At 70.4% G+C, this 16,987-nt stretch carries 12 protein-coding genes; 6 read left to right on the forward strand and 6 right to left on the reverse strand.

The annotated features are described in order from the left end of the window. The first annotated feature begins 44 nt into the window (after positions 1-44). Together AB0G47_RS22750 and AB0G47_RS22755 are read left to right on the forward strand one after the other, a co-directional pair. Complete coding sequence (locus AB0G47_RS22750; RefSeq protein ID WP_360772784.1) at positions 45-1,295, forward strand: glycosyl hydrolase; 1,251 nt, start codon at positions 45-47, stop codon at positions 1,293-1,295. Between the two features lie 280 nt (positions 1,296-1,575). Continuing rightward, positions 1,576-4,599, forward strand: a complete 3,024-nt coding sequence (locus tag AB0G47_RS22755) for a glycoside hydrolase family 38 C-terminal domain-containing protein (protein ID WP_360772786.1) — start codon at positions 1,576-1,578, stop codon at positions 4,597-4,599. Positions 4,600-4,671: 72 nt separating this feature from the next. On the opposite strand, the gene AB0G47_RS22760 is transcribed toward AB0G47_RS22755, so the two are convergent. After that, positions 4,672-5,058 carry a hypothetical protein gene (locus tag AB0G47_RS22760; protein WP_360772788.1) on the reverse strand — a complete coding sequence of 129 codons (387 nt, stop codon included), beginning with the start codon at positions 5,056-5,058 and terminating at the stop codon, positions 4,672-4,674. A 171-nt stretch (positions 5,059-5,229) separates the two neighbouring features. Between AB0G47_RS22760 and AB0G47_RS22765 the strand changes: the two genes are divergently transcribed. Beyond that, entirely contained in the window at positions 5,230-6,168 is a 939-nt protein-coding gene (locus AB0G47_RS22765; protein ID WP_360773205.1) for a helix-turn-helix domain-containing GNAT family N-acetyltransferase, read from the forward strand. On the opposite strand, the gene AB0G47_RS22770 is transcribed toward AB0G47_RS22765, so the two are convergent. The 5 genes from AB0G47_RS22770 to AB0G47_RS22790 all read right to left on the reverse strand — a co-directional run bounded on the left by AB0G47_RS22770 (position 6,113) and on the right by AB0G47_RS22790 (position 13,089). Further along, a complete protein-coding gene (locus AB0G47_RS22770) occupies positions 6,113-6,337 on the reverse strand; it encodes a hypothetical protein (protein ID WP_360772791.1) in 225 nt (74 codons plus the stop codon). The genes AB0G47_RS22765 and AB0G47_RS22770 overlap by 56 nt on opposite strands. A gap of 3 nt (positions 6,338-6,340) precedes the next feature. Then, the gene (locus tag AB0G47_RS22775; protein WP_360772793.1) at positions 6,341-7,795 is read right to left on the reverse strand and encodes an amino acid permease; all 1,455 of its coding nucleotides are present in this window, start codon (positions 7,793-7,795) and stop codon (positions 6,341-6,343) included. A 305-nt stretch (positions 7,796-8,100) separates the two neighbouring features. After that, the gene (locus AB0G47_RS22780; RefSeq protein WP_360772796.1) at positions 8,101-10,560 is read right to left on the reverse strand and encodes a SpoIIE family protein phosphatase; all 2,460 of its coding nucleotides are present in this window, start codon (positions 10,558-10,560) and stop codon (positions 8,101-8,103) included. A 61-nt stretch (positions 10,561-10,621) separates the two neighbouring features. After that, positions 10,622-12,244: a helix-turn-helix domain-containing protein gene (locus tag AB0G47_RS22785; protein ID WP_360772798.1), complete on the reverse strand. Its 1,623-nt coding sequence runs from the start codon at positions 12,242-12,244 to the stop codon at positions 10,622-10,624. A 143-nt stretch (positions 12,245-12,387) separates the two neighbouring features. Continuing rightward, complete coding sequence (locus AB0G47_RS22790) at positions 12,388-13,089, reverse strand: FadR/GntR family transcriptional regulator (RefSeq protein ID WP_360772801.1); 702 nt, start codon at positions 13,087-13,089, stop codon at positions 12,388-12,390. Positions 13,090-13,253: 164 nt separating this feature from the next. Here AB0G47_RS22790 and AB0G47_RS22795 point away from each other — a divergent pair, with 164 nt between their 5' ends. Genes AB0G47_RS22795 through AB0G47_RS22805 form a run of 3 tightly spaced genes read left to right on the forward strand, consistent with a single transcriptional unit; the run spans position 13,254 to position 16,985 of the window. Continuing rightward, on the forward strand, positions 13,254-14,339 hold the full coding sequence (locus AB0G47_RS22795; protein WP_360772803.1) for a sugar ABC transporter substrate-binding protein: 1,086 nt from the start codon (positions 13,254-13,256) through the stop codon (positions 14,337-14,339). Between the two features lie 8 nt (positions 14,340-14,347). Continuing rightward, entirely contained in the window at positions 14,348-15,955 is a 1,608-nt protein-coding gene (locus tag AB0G47_RS22800) for a sugar ABC transporter ATP-binding protein (protein ID WP_360772805.1), read from the forward strand. Next, the gene (locus AB0G47_RS22805) at positions 15,948-16,985 is read left to right on the forward strand and encodes an ABC transporter permease (protein WP_360772808.1); all 1,038 of its coding nucleotides are present in this window, start codon (positions 15,948-15,950) and stop codon (positions 16,983-16,985) included. The genes AB0G47_RS22800 and AB0G47_RS22805 overlap by 8 nt, the downstream gene beginning before the upstream one ends. Positions 16,986-16,987 lie beyond the last annotated feature (2 nt).

Genomic DNA, 16,987 nt, shown 5'->3' on the forward strand with positions numbered 1-16,987 from the left:
TACCGGAGATCATCCCCCCCGCACCCCCGAGAACCAGGACTCGTATGCCTCGCACGCCTTCTGACGTGGTGCGCTTCGGCGCCAACTACACGCCGAGCCAAGGGTGGTTCCACCACTGGCTCGACTTCGACCTCGACGCCGTGCGCGCCGACCTCGACTCGATCGCCGGGCTCGGCCTCGACCACATCCGGGTCTTCCCCGTCTGGCCGTACTTCCAGCCCAACCGCACCCTGATCAGGCCGCGCGCCGTCGAGCAGCTGGTCGCGCTCGCGGACGCCGCCGCCGAGCGCGGACTCGACGTCAACGTCGACGGACTGCAGGGCCATCTGTCGAGCTTCGACTTCCTGCCCGCGTGGACGCAGACCTGGCACCGGCGGAACATCTTCACCGATCCGGACGTCGTGACGGCGCAGGCCGGGTATCTGCGCACGCTCGCCGCCGCGCTCGCCGACCGGCCGAACTTCATCGGCATGACCATCGGCAACGAGGTCAACCAGTTCTCGGCGGGGCCACATCCCGACCCGGACAGGATCACCGAGGGGCAGGCGGAGGCCTGGCTGACGCGGGTGCTCGCCGCGTGCGAGGAGGGCGCCCCCGGCAAGCTGCATCTGCATGCCGAGTACGACGCCGCCTGGTACCAGGACGACCAGCCCTTCACCCCGGCGCAGGCCGCCCGGCTCGGGGGTGTGACCGCCGTGCACTCCTGGGTGTTCAACGGGACGGCGCAGCGGCATGGGCGGGAGGGGGTGGCCACCGCGCACCACGCCGCGTACATGATCGAACTGTCCAAGGCCTGGGCGGACGATCCGCACCGCCCCGTCTGGCTCCAGGAGGTCGGGGCGCCCGCGCCCCTCATCCCGGCCGAGCATGCGGCTCTGTTTACGGAGGCGACGGTGGCTGCGGCGCTGGACTGCGCCGATGTGTGGGGTGTGACGTGGTGGTGCTCCCACGATGTGTCGCGGTCGCTGGCGGACTTTCCCGAACTCGAGTACAGCCTGGGTCTGTTGACCAATGACGGGCGGGTGAAACCGGGGGGTGCGGCGTTGGCGCGGATCGCCAAGGAGTGGCGGGGGCGGAGGCAGGCGCCTGCGCCCCGGACGACTGCGGTGGTCGTGGACGGCGCCGTGTCCCGGCGCTCGGAGTGCGCGCCCGGAGGGGTGGTCTTCGAGGCGTTCGCTCGCCTCGTGGCGGATGGGGTGCGCCCTGCCGTGGTCCTCGCCGGACGGGTGGGGGATGCGGGGCATCTCGCTGCGCGGGGCATTACGGAGGTCGTGTCGCCGGGGGAGGTCGGCTAGGCCAAGGCGTTTCGAGCCCGCCGCTTCGCGGCGGATTTTTCCCCGCCCACCCACCCGATTGCCCCGGAGTTGCCCGCCCATCCCGTCGGTAGGTTTTCCCAGCCCGGCCGCAGATCATTCAGCCCGTCCGGCGTTTGAGGACGAACTCGGCGGAGCCGGTGATCTACGGCCACCTCGCGGCCGGCGCAGCCGGAAAATTTCGGGAAGGGGCGGGTTGGGGAAAGAAGCCCCGCAGGGCCCACCCACGCACCCGCACCCAACACCCCACCGGGAGACCCACATGCACGACGACCGCACCCTCATCGAAGCCCGCCTCAAGCGCGTCCTGGACGAGCGCATCAGGCCAGCCGTGTACCCCGAGTCCGTGCCGCTCGACGTAGCGGTGTGGACCGCCCCCGGCGAACCGGTTCCCGTCGCCGAAGGCCTCGCCGCCACCCCCGAGCCGACCACCGTCGGCGCCCGCTGGGGCGCCCCCTGGGCCACCAGCTGGTTCCGGGTGACCGGCACCGTCCCCCAGGAGTGGGCCGGGAAGACCGTCGAGGCAATCCTCGACCTCGGCTTCGACGAGAACATGCCCGGCTTCCAGTGCGAAGGCCTCGTCTACCGCCCCGACGGCACCCCGGTTAAGGGCCTCAACCCCCGCAACCAGTGGGTCAGGATCGCCGCCCCGGCGACCGGCGGCGAAGACGTCCGGCTGCACATCGAGGCCGCGTCCAACCCCGTCATCCTCGACTACCACCCCTTCCTGCCCACCCGGCTCGGCGACAAGGAGACGGCCGGCAGCGAGCCCCAGTACAAGCTCGCCCGCATGGACCTCGCCATCTTCGACGAGACGGTCTGGCAGCTCGTCATCGACCTCGAAGTACTCGGCGAACTCATGCAGGAACTCCCCGAGCACTCCGCACGCCGCTACGCCATCGTGCGCGCCATCGGCCGCGCCCTCGACACCGTCGACCTCCAGGACGTCAACGGCAGCGCACCCGCCGCCCGCGCCGAACTCGAAGGCGTCCTCGCCACCCCCGCCGAGCCCTCCGCGCACCGCATCAGCGCCGTCGGCCACGCGCACATCGACTCCGCGTGGCTGTGGCCGCTGCGCGAGACGGTGCGGAAGGTCGCCCGTACGACCTCCAACATGACCGCGCTCATCGAGGACGAACCGGACTTCGTCTTCGCCATGTCGCAGGCGCAGCAGTGGGCGTGGGTCAAGGAGCACCGCCCCGAGGTGTGGGCGAAGGTCAAGAAGGCCGTCGCCGACGGCCGGTTCGTGCCGGCCGGCGGCATGTGGGTCGAGTCGGACACGAACATGCCGGGCTCGGAGGCGATGGCCCGTCAGTTCGTGCACGGCAAGCGGTTCTTCCTCGACGAGTTCGGCATCGAGAACGACGAGGCGTGGCTGCCGGACACCTTCGGGTTCGCGGCCGGGCTTCCGCAGATCATCAAGGCCGCGGGCTCCAAGTGGCTGCTCACGCAGAAGATCTCCTGGTCGCAGACCAACCGCTTCCCGCACCACACCTTCAACTGGGAGGGCATCGACGGGACCCGGATCTTCACCCACTTCCCGCCCGTCGATACGTACAACTGCTCCATGAAGGGCAGCGAGATCGCCCACGCGGCGAAGAACTTCAAGGACAAAGGCGTCGCCCGGCACTCGCTCGCGCCTACCGGCTGGGGTGACGGAGGCGGTGGCACCACCCGCGAGATGATCGCGAAGGCGGGACGGCTGCGGAACCTGGAGGGCTCGGCGACCGTCGAGTGGGAGACCCCCGCGGCCTTCTTCGAGAAGGCGGAGGCCGAGTACCCGAACGCCCCTGTCTGGGTCGGGGAGTTGTACCTCGAACTGCACCGTGCCACCCTCACCAGCCAGGCCGGCACCAAGCAGGGCAACCGCCGCAGCGAGCACCTGCTGCGGGAGGCCGAGCTGTGGGCCGCGACCGCTGCCGTGCGCGATGCCGAATTCGCCTACCCCTACGAGGAGTTGGACCGGATCTGGAAGACGGTCCTGCTCCACCAGTTCCACGACATCCTGCCCGGCTCGTCCATCGCCTGGGTGCACCGGGAGGCGCGGGCCACCTACGCGGCGGTGGCCGACGAGCTGAACGGCATCATCGACTCGGCCCAGCGTGCACTGGCGGGGGACGGCGGCACGGGAACCCTCGTCTTCAACTCCACCCCGCACACCCGCGACGGCGTCCCGGCGGGAGGCGCGCGCCCCGCCCTCGCCGACGGGCAGTCGGCGATCGCCTCGCGGGCGGACGGCGGTTACGTCCTGGACAACGGTCTGCTGCGGGTCGAGATCGACGCCCGCGGGCTCATCGTCTCGGCGTACGACATCGCCGCAGACCGGGAGACCGTCGCACCCGGCCAGGTGGCGAACCTGCCGCAGATCCATGCCGACTTCCCGAACATGTGGGACGCGTGGGACGTCGACGAGTTCTACCGCAACACCGTCACCGATCTCACCGAGGCGGATGAGGTCGTGCCGGGGGACGGCGGCGCTTCGGTCCGTGTCGTGCGCGTCTTCGGGGACTCGAAGCTCACGCAGGTCCTGTCCCTTGCGCCCGGCGCCGCGCGCCTGGACATCGACACCGAGGTCGACTGGCACGAGACGGAGAAGTTCCTGAAGCTGGCCTTTCCGCTGGACATCCACGCCGAGCGGTACGCGTCGGAGACCCAGTTCGGCCACTTCTACCGCGCCACGCACACCAACACGAGCTGGGAGGCAGCCAAGTTCGAGGCGTGCAACCACCGCTTCGTGCACATGGAGGAGCCGGGCTGGGGTGTCGCGCTGGTCAACGACTCGACGTACGGGCATGACGTGACGCGGACGGTCCGGGAGACGGACGCCGGGACGACCACGACCGTGCGTGTCTCGCTCCTTCGCGCCCCCCGTTTCCCCGACCCCGAGACGGACCAGGGCGTGCACCGGTTCCGGCATGCGCTGGTGCCGGGGGCGGCGATCGGCGACGCCGTGCGGGAGGGGTACCGGATCAACCTTCCGGAGCGCCGGATCGCCGGTGGCGCGGAGGTGGCCCCATTGGTGACCGTCGACAACGACGCGGTCGTCGTCACCGCGGTCAAGCTCGCCGACGACGGCAGCGGTGACGTGGTGGTCCGTTTCCATGAATCGCGCGGCGGCCGGGCGCGGGCCACGCTGACGGCGGGCTTCGGCATCGGCTCGGTGACGGTGACGGACCTGCTGGAGCGTCCGCTGGCCGACGCCCCGTCCCCGGAGCGGGTGGGGGAGGGCGTCGCGGTGCGGCTGCGGCCGTTCGAGCTGGTGACGCTGCGGCTGACCAGGGCGTGATCCGTTCGCGATCCCGCTGCTGAAGACCGCCGGATGGGCTGTGGCGACAGCCCATCCGGCGGTCTTGGCGGGTCAGCCGGTGATGGTCACGCAGGGCAGGCCCACGCTGTCGCCGCCGCGGAAGCCCTCCGCGCACAGCCGGGTGCCCGCCGGGAAGTGGCGCTGGGGGTAGGCCTGGTCCCGGTACGTCCGGAACGCGGCGACGTCCTCCGTCTTGGTGTTGGCGCTCCAGCCGTTGGTGGTCCACACGCGCGCGCGGATGCTGTGCGGCTGGTTGGTGTTGGTGACCGACACCTCCACCCGGCCCAGATAGGTCCCCGAGTCGTACGTCTCGATGCAGACCGAGTGGTTGCACCACTTGCCGTCGGCGACCGCCGACGGGCCCGCGGCGATGACGCAGCCGAGTGCGGCGGCTGCTGCCGCGATCCAGGTAGCGAGCTTCTTGGTGATCTCGTGCATGGTGGAAAGCCCCTCAATCCTTCGCCATGGCCCGCGACGGAATCGCCGGGCCCCGGCAGACCAACGCGACGCCAGATCGTCAGTTACGCGCATTCCCACTGGCGTCTGACGGCGTTATCTGACTAAAGTCAGAGAATGAACCCAGTGGACCCAGCGGACGCGGCGGGCGAAATGCCCCAGGGGCAGATCGAACAGGTGCGTAGGTTCAATCGCACCGTCACCGAGCGTGTGGGTGTGCTCCATGACCGCTACCTGGGCCGCGACCGGCCCATCGGCGAGGCCCGGCTGCTCTGGGAGATCGGCGTGGGCGGCCAGGACGTACGGTGGCTGCGCGAGCGCCTCGGGCTCGACTCCGGTTACGTGAGCCGGCTGCTCCGCTCACTGGAGGCCGACGGGCTCGTGGCGGTGGAGCCGCAGCCCCGGGACAGGCGGGTGCGTACCGTCCGGCTCACCGAAGCGGGCCTCGCGGAGCGTGCCCTGCTCGACGACAGCAGCGACGAGCTTGCGGGCGCCATCCTGGAGCCGCTCAACGCCGATCAGCGTGCCCGTCTTGTGGCCGCCATGGCCGAGGTCGACCGCCTGCTGACCGCCGGCACGGTCACGCTCGACGTCGTCGACCCGGACCACCCGGACGCCCGGCACTGCCTGCTGTCCTACTTCGCCGAGCTGCGGGAGCGCTTCGACACGGGCTTCGACCCCGAGCGGAGCCTGCTGCCCGACGCCGGTGAACTCCGGCCGCCGCACGGCCTGTTCCTCGTCGCGCGGACGCACGGCGAGCCCGTCGGCTGCGCCGGTCTGAAGCTGCCGCCCGGCGCCCCGGCCGAGGTCAAACGCATGTGGGTCGCGCCGCACGCGCGGGGCCTCGGCCTCGCCCGCCGGTTCCTCGCCGACCTGGAGGCGCGGGCCGTCCGGCACGGCTGTGAAGCGCTGCGCCTGGACACCAACAAGGCACTCAGTGCCGCGATCGGCCTGTACCGTTCCTTCGGTTTCCAGGAGGTCGCCGCCTTCAATGACGAGCCGTACGCCCATCACTGGTTCGAGAAGCGTCTGCCGGTCACGGGCTGTTCTCCGGCCCCCAGGCCTGCGGCCCGGCCCCGCGCCACTCGATGAGCTCCGGGTCGTCGATCGCCGTGTCGGCCTCGGGCAGGCCCGCTCGGCGCAGGAACTCCAGCACATCGAACAGGTAGAAGGCCGTTCCCACGTCTTCACCGCGGATCGTGACCCGCCGGCCACCGTTCGGGGACGGCGGGTGCACGATCACAGGCGCATGTCCTGACATATGTCAATGATGCCGCTGGTGGCGTGCCTGTGCACCCCACCGCTCGCGGACCAGCGAGACGCCGACCACCAGCACCGCGAGGAGCACGGACAACAGCACCTGGATACGGCCGCCGCCCGGACTGTCGTCGGTGAGCATGTAGACCAGGATGAACGAGATCATCGCGATAGTGACCCACGTCAGATACGGGAAGAGCCACATCCGGACGATGAGCTTCTCCGGGTTCTCGCGGAGGATGATGCCGCGCATCCGCAGCTGCGAGAAGCAGATCACCAGCCAGACGAAGAGCGCGACCGCGCCGGAGGAGTTCAGCAGGAACTGGAACACCGTGTCCGGCCACAGGTAGTTGAAGCCGACCGCGACGAAGCCGAAGACGACGGAGGCCAGGATCGCGGCCTGCGGGACGCCCCGCCCGTTCGTCCGGGCGAAGGCCTTCGGGGCGTCACCGCGCCGGCTGAGGGAGAAGGCCATGCGGGACGCGGTGTAGAGCCCGGAGTTCAGACAGGAGAGCACCGCGGTCAGGACGATGACGTTCATGACCTGACCGGCGTGCGGAATGCCGATCGAGTCGAGGGCCGCGACGTACGAGCCCTTCTTCTCGATCGAGGGGTCGTTCCAGGGGAGCAGGGAGACCACGACGAGGATCGAGCCGAGGTAGAAGACGCCGACCCGCCAGATGACGCTCTTGGTGGCCTTGGCGACGGCGCGCTGCGGGTCCTTGGACTCACCGGCGGCGAGGGTGACGATCTCGCTGCCCATGAAGGAGAAGACGACCATCAGTACGCCGGTGAGGATGGCGCTGGGGCCGTTCGGCAGGAATCCGCCGTGCGAGGTGAGATTGCCGAAGTCGGTGGCTGCGTTGTCCGAGCCGGGCAGCACACCGAAGATCGCCAGGGCGCCGAGGCCGATGAAGGCGGCGATGGCGACGACCTTGATGCCCGCGAACCAGAACTCGAACTCGCCGAAGGAGGCGACCGATGCGAGGTTGGTGGCGGTCAGGACGGTCATCACGATGAGCGCCCAGCCCCACTGCGGTACGGCCGGTATCCAGCCGTTGAGGATGACGGCACCGGCGGTGGCCTCCACCGCGAGCACGACGACCCAGAAGAACCAGTACAGCCAGCCGATGGAGAAACCGGCCCAGCGGCCGAGCGCCCGGTCCGCGTACGCCGAGAAGGACCCCGATGTCGGGTCGGCGGCGGCCATCTCGCCGAGCATCCGCATCACCATGACGACCAGGGTGCCGACCAGCGCGTACGACAGCAGGATGCCGGGACCCGCGGCGGCGATGCCGGAGGCGGAGCCCACGAACAGGCCCGCTCCGATGACACCGCCGATGGCGATCATGGACAGATGGCGGTTCTTGAGGCCGGACCGCAGCTCCGAATCGTGCGGAGCCGTGCGGTCGCCGGGGGGAGCGGGAGGGGAGGCCGCGGGGGCAGGGGGAAGTGAAGTCATCTCGACATCCAGTGAGTTGGGACGGGTCGTGCGAGGGGTGACTACGTGCTGGATCGCCTTGGCGGCACATCGCCTCGGTGACAAGGCGGGAGCGGGCCGCGCTCTCCGTGTTCCGGCACGGGGCAGGGGGATGGGGACGTGACGGCTGCCGCGCTGTGGCCCTTCGCGCCGCCTCCTTGTGAGAGGTGAGCCGCGTCACTGCCGGAATGGATTTGCGACAGCGTATGCGGCGATGCGAGGCGGATTATTTGTGAGCAGCCACAAAATCCCCGTCGATCGCTGGCCGGCCGGCCAATGCGGGGAGCTCACACCGCGTCGTCCGGTGCAATCTGCTGCTCGGTCCAGATGATCTTGCCGGTCGACGTGTAGCGGGTGCCCCACCGCCGGGTGAGCTGGGCGACGATGAAAAGACCACGCCCGCCCTCGTCGGTGGTGCGGGCGTGCCGCAGGCGCGGTGCGGAGCTGCCGGCGTCGGAGACCTCGCAGATCAGGGCGGCCTGCCGGATCAGCCGCAAGGTGATCGGTCCGGTGGCGTGCCGGATGGCGTTGGTGACCAGTTCGCTGACGATCAGCTCGGTGGTGAAGAGCAGATCGTCCAGGCCCCACTCCGTCAGCTGCCGTCCTGCGAGGCTGCGGGCATCGGCGACCACGGCCGGATCGGACGGCAGGTCCCAGGAGGCGACCTGGTGGGCACCGAGGGCGCGGGTCCTGGCGAGCAGCAGGGCGGCGTCGTCGGACGGCGGCCCGGTGAGGAGCGCCTTGACCACGTTCCGGCCGATCTCCTCCAGCGTCGGCCCGGTCACCGCCAGGGCGTTGCTCAGCCGGGCGAGACCGACGTCGATGTCCCGGTCGCAGGTCTCGATCAGGCCATTGGTGTAGAGGGCGAGCAGGCTGCCCTCGGCCAGTTCGAACTCGACGGGTTCGAAGGGCAGCGCCCCGAGGCCGAGCGGCGGTCCCGCGGGCAGGTCGGGGAAGTCGACGGCGCCGTCGGGGGTGACGATCGCGGGCGGCAGGTGGCCGGCCCGGGCCAGTGTGCAGCGCCTGCTGACCGGGTCGTACACGGCGTACAGACAGGTGGCCCCCGTGAAGGTGGCGGCCACGCTCTCGTTGCCCGCATCCGCCGATTCGGCGGAGCCGTGCTGCTCGACGAGCCCGATGACCAGGTCGTCGAGGCGGGCGAGGAGTTCATCGGGCGGCAGATCCAGATTGGCCAGTGTCTGCACGGCGGTGCGCAGGCGTCCCATGGTGGCCGCGGCGTTGATGCCGTGTCCGACGACGTCCCCGACGACCAGGGCGACGCGGGCCCCGGACAGCGGGATCACGTCGAACCAGTCCCCGCCGACACCGCTCGGGGCGTCCGCGGGGAAGTACCACGAGGCCACGTCGACGGCGGATCCCCCGGCCAGGGCGTGCGGCAGCAGATTGCGCTGCATCACGCGGGCCGCGGCGCGCTCACGGGTGAAGCGGCGGGCGTTGTCGACACATACCGCGGCACGGGCGACGAGTTCCTCGGCGAGCTGGATGTCGCCCTCGTCGAACGGACCGAGCCGCCGGGACCGTACGAAGGTCGCAGCGCCCAGGGTGGCACCGCGCGCGAGGAGCGGCACGACGAGCACCGAGCGGAAGTCGAAGTCGCGGATGTCGGCGGCCCGCGCCGGGTCGTCGGTGACCCATCCGCTGGTGGCCGCGTCAAGGATCGTTTCGACCAGGGACCGGCTCTCCAGGAGGCAGCGGGAGATCGGCGACGAGGGCGACCGCGGGACGGCTTCCCCCACGGTCCGACTGGATTCCGGGCAGCCCTCACGGACCGACCTCTGGCCCGACCGGCGGAGGGCGGGTGCGCCGTCGACCGGGCCGGGCACCGGCTCCTGGCCACTGATGACCGAGTCGAGCAGGTCGACCGTGACGAAGTCGGCCAGCGGCGGCACGCTGACATCGGCCAGTTCCTGCGCGGTCCGTGTGACATCCAGCGTGCTGCCGATCCGGGCACCGGCGTTGTTCAGCAGGTCAAGGCGTCCCTGGGCCTGCCAGCGGTCGGTGATGTCGATGACCATGTACCAGATGCCGACGCGCCGGCCGTGCGGGCCCTCCAGGCCGAAGAAGGAGGCCGAGTAGACGCGCTCCTCGTGGGGGTCGGCGTATGTGGGGCTGCGGAATTCGTACTCCATGACCGGGGATCCGGTCTCCAGGACGTGGCGCATCCTCTCGTCGAACGCCTCGGCCTCCAGCTTCGGCAGCACCTCGCTCACCTGCCGGCCGAGCCGGCGCTCCAGGGGGATCAGGCGTTCCAGTACGTCATTGACCCAGACGTAGCGCAGATCGCTGTCCAGTACGGCCATGCCCACGGGTGCGTGGGCGAGGAACGGCTCCAGCATCAGCTGGTTCACGCCGCCGCCCGGCACCCGCCACTCCTTGAGCGCGAGGACGGACCAGCGCTCCCGTCCCGCCGCGTCGACCAGCGGCGTCACCTGCACCGCCAGCTGTACGCTCCCGCCGTCGCGGTGGCGCGCCGCGACCGAGCCGCTCCAGCCGTCCGCGGCGCGGCACCAGTTGGCGACGGCGGCCACGCGCGCCTCGTCCCCGGGGATCGCCAGCAGTTGGGCCGCAGGACGGTTCAGGATCTCTTCGGCAGGAAGGCCGAGCAGCCGCTCGGCCGCCCTGGTCCACCCGATGACGGTTCCCGCCGCGTCCAGTTCGGCCATGGCAGCGCCGGCGATGTCGCATGCTCGGTCCGAGCCGTCCGGCAGGGCATTCTCCGAGGTCATCTTCGCCAGCCCGTCATCAGCCCGTCATCTCAACTGCGCATAGTGCACATTCTAGTGAGAATCACCCGGAAAGCCGCAGCTGCAGCATGGCGAGCAGCCGCTGATCGGGACGGCTCAGATCGAGACCGGTCAGCTGCTCGGCCCGGCCGATCCGGTAGCGCACGGTGTTGGGGTGCACATGCAGCTGGGCGGCGGCCGCCCGCACATCGCCGAAGGCGTTCAGGTACGCCAGGATCGACTCGGCAAGGCGCCCTTGATGCCGGCTGTCGTGGGCGGTCACGGCGGTCAGCCGGGGGTCCCGCATGTCGGGGCGGTCGGCGAGCAGCGCAAGTACCTCGCTGACCAGGACCTCCGCCTGGATGTCCGGCAGCGCGGCGACCGTGGTGGCGACATCGGCGTTCACCATGGCGTCGAGGATCCGGTCCGCCTCCCGGCGCGACTGGGGGACCTTGCCGAGGCCCGGCACGATGCAGCCGACCGATCCGCGCAGCGCCAGGCCCAGGTGGCGGCGTGCGGTGTCGGCGATGTCCTGCCCCCAGCCGCGCAGCGTGCCGATGTCGATGCTGCGCGGCAGCGCCGGGAGCAGGACGTAGATGCGGTGATCGCCCTCCGTGACCAGGGCGGCGCGGTGCCGGGCGGCGGTGTGCACCGAGATCAGGTTGGTGACCTCGGCGCGGGCCAGCTCGGCTCCGGTGGCCTCGGTCGCCCCGTACGAGAAGCCGAGGACCGCGGCAGGCCGGGCGGCGTCGAGGCCCAGGTGGGCGGCGAGCGGCTGCGGGCCGCTGCTGCCCTCCAGGAGTCCGGCCGCGAGGGTGCGGGCGAGCGTCACGTCCGCCGAGAGCTCCCGGCGGCGGCGCACCAGGTGGAGCGCGGCGACCCGGGCAGCGCCGAGCAGCGCCTGGTCCGAGCGCTCGGTCAGCGGCGTCGATCCCTCCTGGACCCAGATGGTGCCCAGCTGCCGGTCTCCTGACCGGATGGCGATCGCGAGCCGGCGGCGGATCCCCAACTCGGGGTGGCTGTCGACATTGATCACGTCGTCGGAGGTGCGAAGCCGCTGGAACACACCCCATTCGCGCAGCCGCGCCAGATACGCCTCCGGGCCCTGCCACCCCAGGATGGACTGCCGCCGCAGGTCGTCGGCCCCGTCGTGGTCGGCGGAGCGTGAATAGGCGAGGACCCGGTTGGCGGTGTCCTCGATGCTGACGATGCCGCCGGTGAGCATGGCGGTGGTCTGCGCGAGCGAGAAGAGGTCGCCCTCATCGGCGTCCTCGGTGGAGCCGTCCACGGGTGCGTCGTCGAGGGCGGCCCTGGCGATCGCGTCCACCTGGTCCCAGCGCGCCTCGCCGCGCACCGAAAGCAGCGCGACCCCTGCCTCGGCTGCGGTCTCGCTGAGGGCGGCGGCCTGCCCTGGGGCATCCACCTTGACGGCGACGGCGGCGGCTCCGTCGCGCCCGGCCGCCCGCAGCGCGGGGAAGGCGGCGCGGCCACGGGCGCCGATGGCGAGCACCAGCTCCCCCGGGTGGGCGACCGGCGGATCCTCGGGGTCGAGCAGGGCCACACTGCGGATCTCGACGTCAAGGCCCGCGGGCGCGGTCTGCAGCTCCACCAGGGGCTCGCCGAGCGACATCAGCAGCTGGCGCAGGCTGATTCCGGCGGTGGGTGGTCCCGCGGCGGGTGATTCCATCGTCGGCGCCTCTGCTCGGGTCGGGTGGCCTGGCTCATGGCGAGGATGGCCTGGCCTCATGGCGAGGATGACCTGATGAGAGCACTCGCACATCACGTCACGGCAAGCATCCGATCACGCCGTGACCGGCAGCGGGAATCCTGCTACTCGTCCAGCTGCGCCCGCAGCCACTCCTCGACCTCTCCCACATGCGCCGCGGCGGCGGCCCGCGCCGCCTCCGGGTCGCGGGCCACCAGCGCCCGGTGGATGCGGGCGTGCTCCCGGCGCGTCCGCTCGAACGCACCCTCCTCCTGGTAGCCGCGCCACACCCGCGCGCGGAACGTGCGGGAGGAGAGGCCCTCCAGGATGGCGGCCATCGTGTCGTTGCCGGCCGCGAAGGCGATGGTGCGGTGGAACGCCAGATCGTGGGAGAGGATCTCCTCGGGATCGTCGGTGGCGTTCATCGCCTCCAAGTGCTTCTCCACATCGGCCAGTTGGTCGGCCGAGATGCGCGCGGCGGCCAGCGCCGTCGCGGTGGACTCAAGGACCCTGCGGACTTCGAGGAGCTCGACGAGCCGCGGCCCGCGCGACAGATCGGCCACCACCCCGAAGGTCTCCAGGAGATCCCCGGCCTCCAGCTGGGTGACGTAGATGCCCGATCCGTGCCGGGCCTCCAGGACGCCCATCACGGTCAGGGCGCGAATCGCCTCCCGCATGGAACTGCGCGAGATGCCCAGCCGCGTCGCCAACTCCCGTTCGGTGGGCAGCCGTTCACCCGGTTCGAGCCGGCCCTCGCCGATCATGGCCTTGATCTGCTCGATGGCCCGACCGGTCACGGTGCCCTTCTGCGGGGCGGTCTGGTCCACGTGATGCTCCTCCACTGGCTGAGTGCGCCGCAGTCTAACCAGAGATGTGGTCCGACCACTACGGCCTGAAAGCGGGGAAAGTTGGCGACGAGGGGTGTTGTGAGCGCCAAGTGGTCTGATAAATATTCGCCCATCAGTCGCCAGGACTACTGAGGAGCCGACAGATGGCCGGCAGAACAGTTCGCAACAGGCCCAGCAGGGTGGGGACTTCGCGGGCGGTGCGGATCGCCGCAGCGGCCGCCTGCGCGTCCCTCGTGATCACGGCGTGCGGCAGTACGAAGGACAGCGCGTCGCCCGGTGCCGGGGGCGGCGGCGGAGAGGGCGAGGTCGGGGTGATCCTGCCCCTGCTGACCTCGCCGTTCTGGCAGTCGTACAACGACTACGTACCGAAGATGGCGAAGTCCGAGGACGTCGACGCGCACAAGACGGTCAACTCCAACAGCGACCCCTCGCAGCAGATCACCGACATCAACAACCAGCTCAACCAGGGCGTGAAGGGGCTGGTCGTCGCCCCGCTCGACAGCGCCGCCATCTCCGCGGGACTCGACCAGGCCGAGCGCAAGGGCGTCCCCGTGGTCGCCGTCGACGTCGCCCCCGAGAAGGGCAAGGTCGCGATGGTGGTGCGGGCCAACAACGTCGCGTACGGCGAGAAGGCGTGCGCATACCTCGGCAAGCAGGTCAAGACCGGCAAGGTCGTCCAGATCATGGGAGACCTCGCCTCCGTCAACGGCCGTGAGCGCTCGGAGGCGTTCCGCACCTGCGTGAAGAAGAAGTACCCCAAGCTGAAGGTCCTGGAGATCCCCGCCAAGTGGGAGTCCGACACGGCCGCCTCCAAGCTGGACACGCTGCTCAACTCCAACCCCGACATCAAGGGCATCTACATGCAGGCCGGCGGCGTCTATCTCGCGCCCACCCTGCAGACCCTGAAGTCCAAGAAGATGCTCAAGAAGACAGGGGAGAAGGGCCACATCACCGTCGTCTCCAACGACGGCATCCCGCAGGAGTTCGACGCCATCCGCAAGGGCCAGATCGACGCGACCGTCTCGCAGCCCGCCGACGCCTACGCCAAGTACGGCATGTACTACATCAAGGCCGCGATGAACGGAAAGAAGTTCAAGCCGGGGCCGACCGACCACGACTCCACGATCGTGAAGCTGCCCAGCGGCATCCTCGAGGACCAGCTGCCCGCGCCCCTGGTCACCAAGGAGAACGTGGACGACTCCAAGCTCTGGGGCAACACGGTCGAATGAGTACGCCGATGAGCAAGCCCCCCACGACAGGGCCGACGCCGCTCGTCGAGGCGAGCGGCATAGTCAAGCGGTACGGACCCACCGTCGCCCTGCAGGACGGCCGTCTCACCGTCCTGCCCGGTGAGTCCCACGCCCTCGTCGGCCGCAACGGCGCGGGCAAGTCCACTCTGGTCACCGTCCTCACCGGGCTGCAGGCCCCGGACGCGGGCACCGTCCGCTTCGACGGCGAGCCCGCACCGCCGCTCGCCGACCGCGACGCCTGGCGCCGCAAGGTCGCCTGCGTCTACCAGAAGCCGACCGTCGTCCCCGAACTGACCGTCGCCGAGAACCTCTTCATCAACCGGCAGCCCGAGGGCCGCGGCGGCTTCATCAGCTGGCGCAGGCTGCGCGAAGAGGCGGCGCAGGTCCTCGACACCTGGGACGTGCGCGTCGACCCGGACGCGCGCACCGCCGACCTCAAGGTCGAGGACCGCCAAATGGTGGAGATCGCACGGGCGTTGAGCTTCGGCGCCCGCTTCATCGTCCTCGACGAGCCGACCGCGCAGCTCGACAACCGCGAGATCGAGCGGCTCTTCACGCGGATGCGGGCGCTGCAGGAGTCCGGCGTCACCTTCCTCTTCATCTCGCACCACCTCCAAGAGGTGTACGAGGTCTGCCAGACCGTCACCGTCCTGCGCGACGCCCGCTGGATCACCACCGCGCCCGTGGCCGAACTGCCGCGCGCCGCCCTCGTGGAGGCGATGGCGGGCGAGGCCCTGACGGAGCAGGCCGCGGCCGAGGAGTCCGTCGCCCGGACCGAGGTCCCCGCCGACGCCCCGGTGATGCTCGACGTCAGAGGCCTCACGAGTGAGTCGTACGAGGACGTCGACCTGACCGTCCGCAAGGGCGAGGTCGTCGGCCTCGCGGGGTCCAGCGGCAGCGGCAAGATCAACCTGGCCGAGACCATCGCCGGACTGCACACGCCGACCGGCGGCACGGCTCAACTGGACGGCAGGCGACTGCCGTTCGGCAATGTGGCCGCCACTCTGCGCGCCGGGGTCGGCTGTGTGCCGCGCGACCGGCACGACCAGGGCCTCGTCTTCGGCATGTCCATCGGCGACAACGCCACGATGACCGTGCTCGACCGGCTCGGGAAGTACGGCTTCGTCGGCACCGAACGCAAGCGCGGCTTCGCCGAGGAGCTGATCGACCGCCTCGACATCCACGCCGAGGGCCCCGACCAGCCGGTCTCCGACCTCTCCGGCGGCAACGCCCAGAAGGTCGTCATGGCCCGCGCGCTCGCCTCCGACCCACGTCTTCTCGTCCTCATCAACCCGACGGCCGGCGTGGACGTGAAGTCCAAGGAGTCCCTGCTCGCCCGCATGGACAACGCCCGCGAGGACGGCACGGCCGTCCTGGTCGTCTCCGACGAACTGGACGACCTGCGGCGCTGCGACCGGGTGCTGGTCCTCTTCCACGGCAGGGTCGTCGCGGAACACAAGGCGGGCTTCAACGATCACGACCTGATCGCATCAATCGAGGGGGTGGGCACCACGGGCCCCGATAGGGGCGCGGGGAACTGCGCGACAAGCCCCCACCGGCCCGCGGCCGACGCACAAGGAGACCACCATGGCTGACCTCAAGGCCCCGGCTGCGAAGGCCACCCCGGCAGCAAAGCACCCCGCCGAAGCCCGCGCAGCGAAAAGCATCCTCCTACGCCGCGCACGCGAACTCGCCCTGGTCCCCGCCCTGTTGCTCCTCATGCTCCTAGGCACCCTGGTGAACGACTCATTCCTCACCGAGCGCAACCTCATCTCCATCCTCGGCGCCTCCGCGGCCCTCGCGATGGTCGTGCTCGCCGAGTCGCTGGTCCTGATCACCGGAAAGTTCGACCTCTCCCTGGAGTCCGTCGTCGGCATCGCGCCCGCTGTCGGGGCGCTGCTGGTGCTGCCGGTGGCGCAGTCGGGGTGGGGCAGCGAGTTCCCGGCCGCCCTCGCGATCCTCGCGATCCTGGTGGCTGGCGCCGTCATCGGCGCCTTCAACGGCATCCTCGTGGTGAAGCTCAAGCTCAACGCGTTCATCGTGACGCTCGCCATGCTGATCGTGCTGCGCGGGCTGCTCGTCGGCGCCACCGAGGGCAAGACGCTCTTCGGCATGCCCGACGCCTTCTACACCCTCGCCACCTCCACCTTCCTGACCATCCCGCTCTCCGTATGGCTCGCGGCGGCCGCCTTCGGCATCGCGGGCTTCGTCCTCAAGTACCACCGCGTGGGGCGTGCGTTGTACGCGATCGGCGGCAACGCGGACGCGGCGCGCGCCGCCGGTATCCGGGTGGAGCGCGTGATGCTCGGCGTGTTCGTCGTCGCCGGTGTGCTCGCCGCCCTCGGCGGGCTGATGCAGACCGGGTACGTCGGCGCGATCAACGCCAACCAGGGCCAGAACATGATCTTCACGGTGTTCGCGGCCGCGGTCATCGGCGGCATCAGCCTCGACGGCGGCAAGGGCACCATGTTCGGCGCCCTCACCGGCGTACTGCTGCTCGGTGTCGTCCAGAACCTGCTCACCCTCGCCCAGGTGCCGTCCTTCTGGATCCAGGCCATCTACGGCGGAATCATCCTGGTCGCCCTGATGATCGCGCGCGTCACCACGGGGCGCGCACAGGACTGACC

The organism is Streptomyces sp. NPDC021622 (assembly GCF_040640795.1).
Taxonomy (GTDB): domain Bacteria; phylum Actinomycetota; class Actinomycetes; order Streptomycetales; family Streptomycetaceae; genus Streptomyces.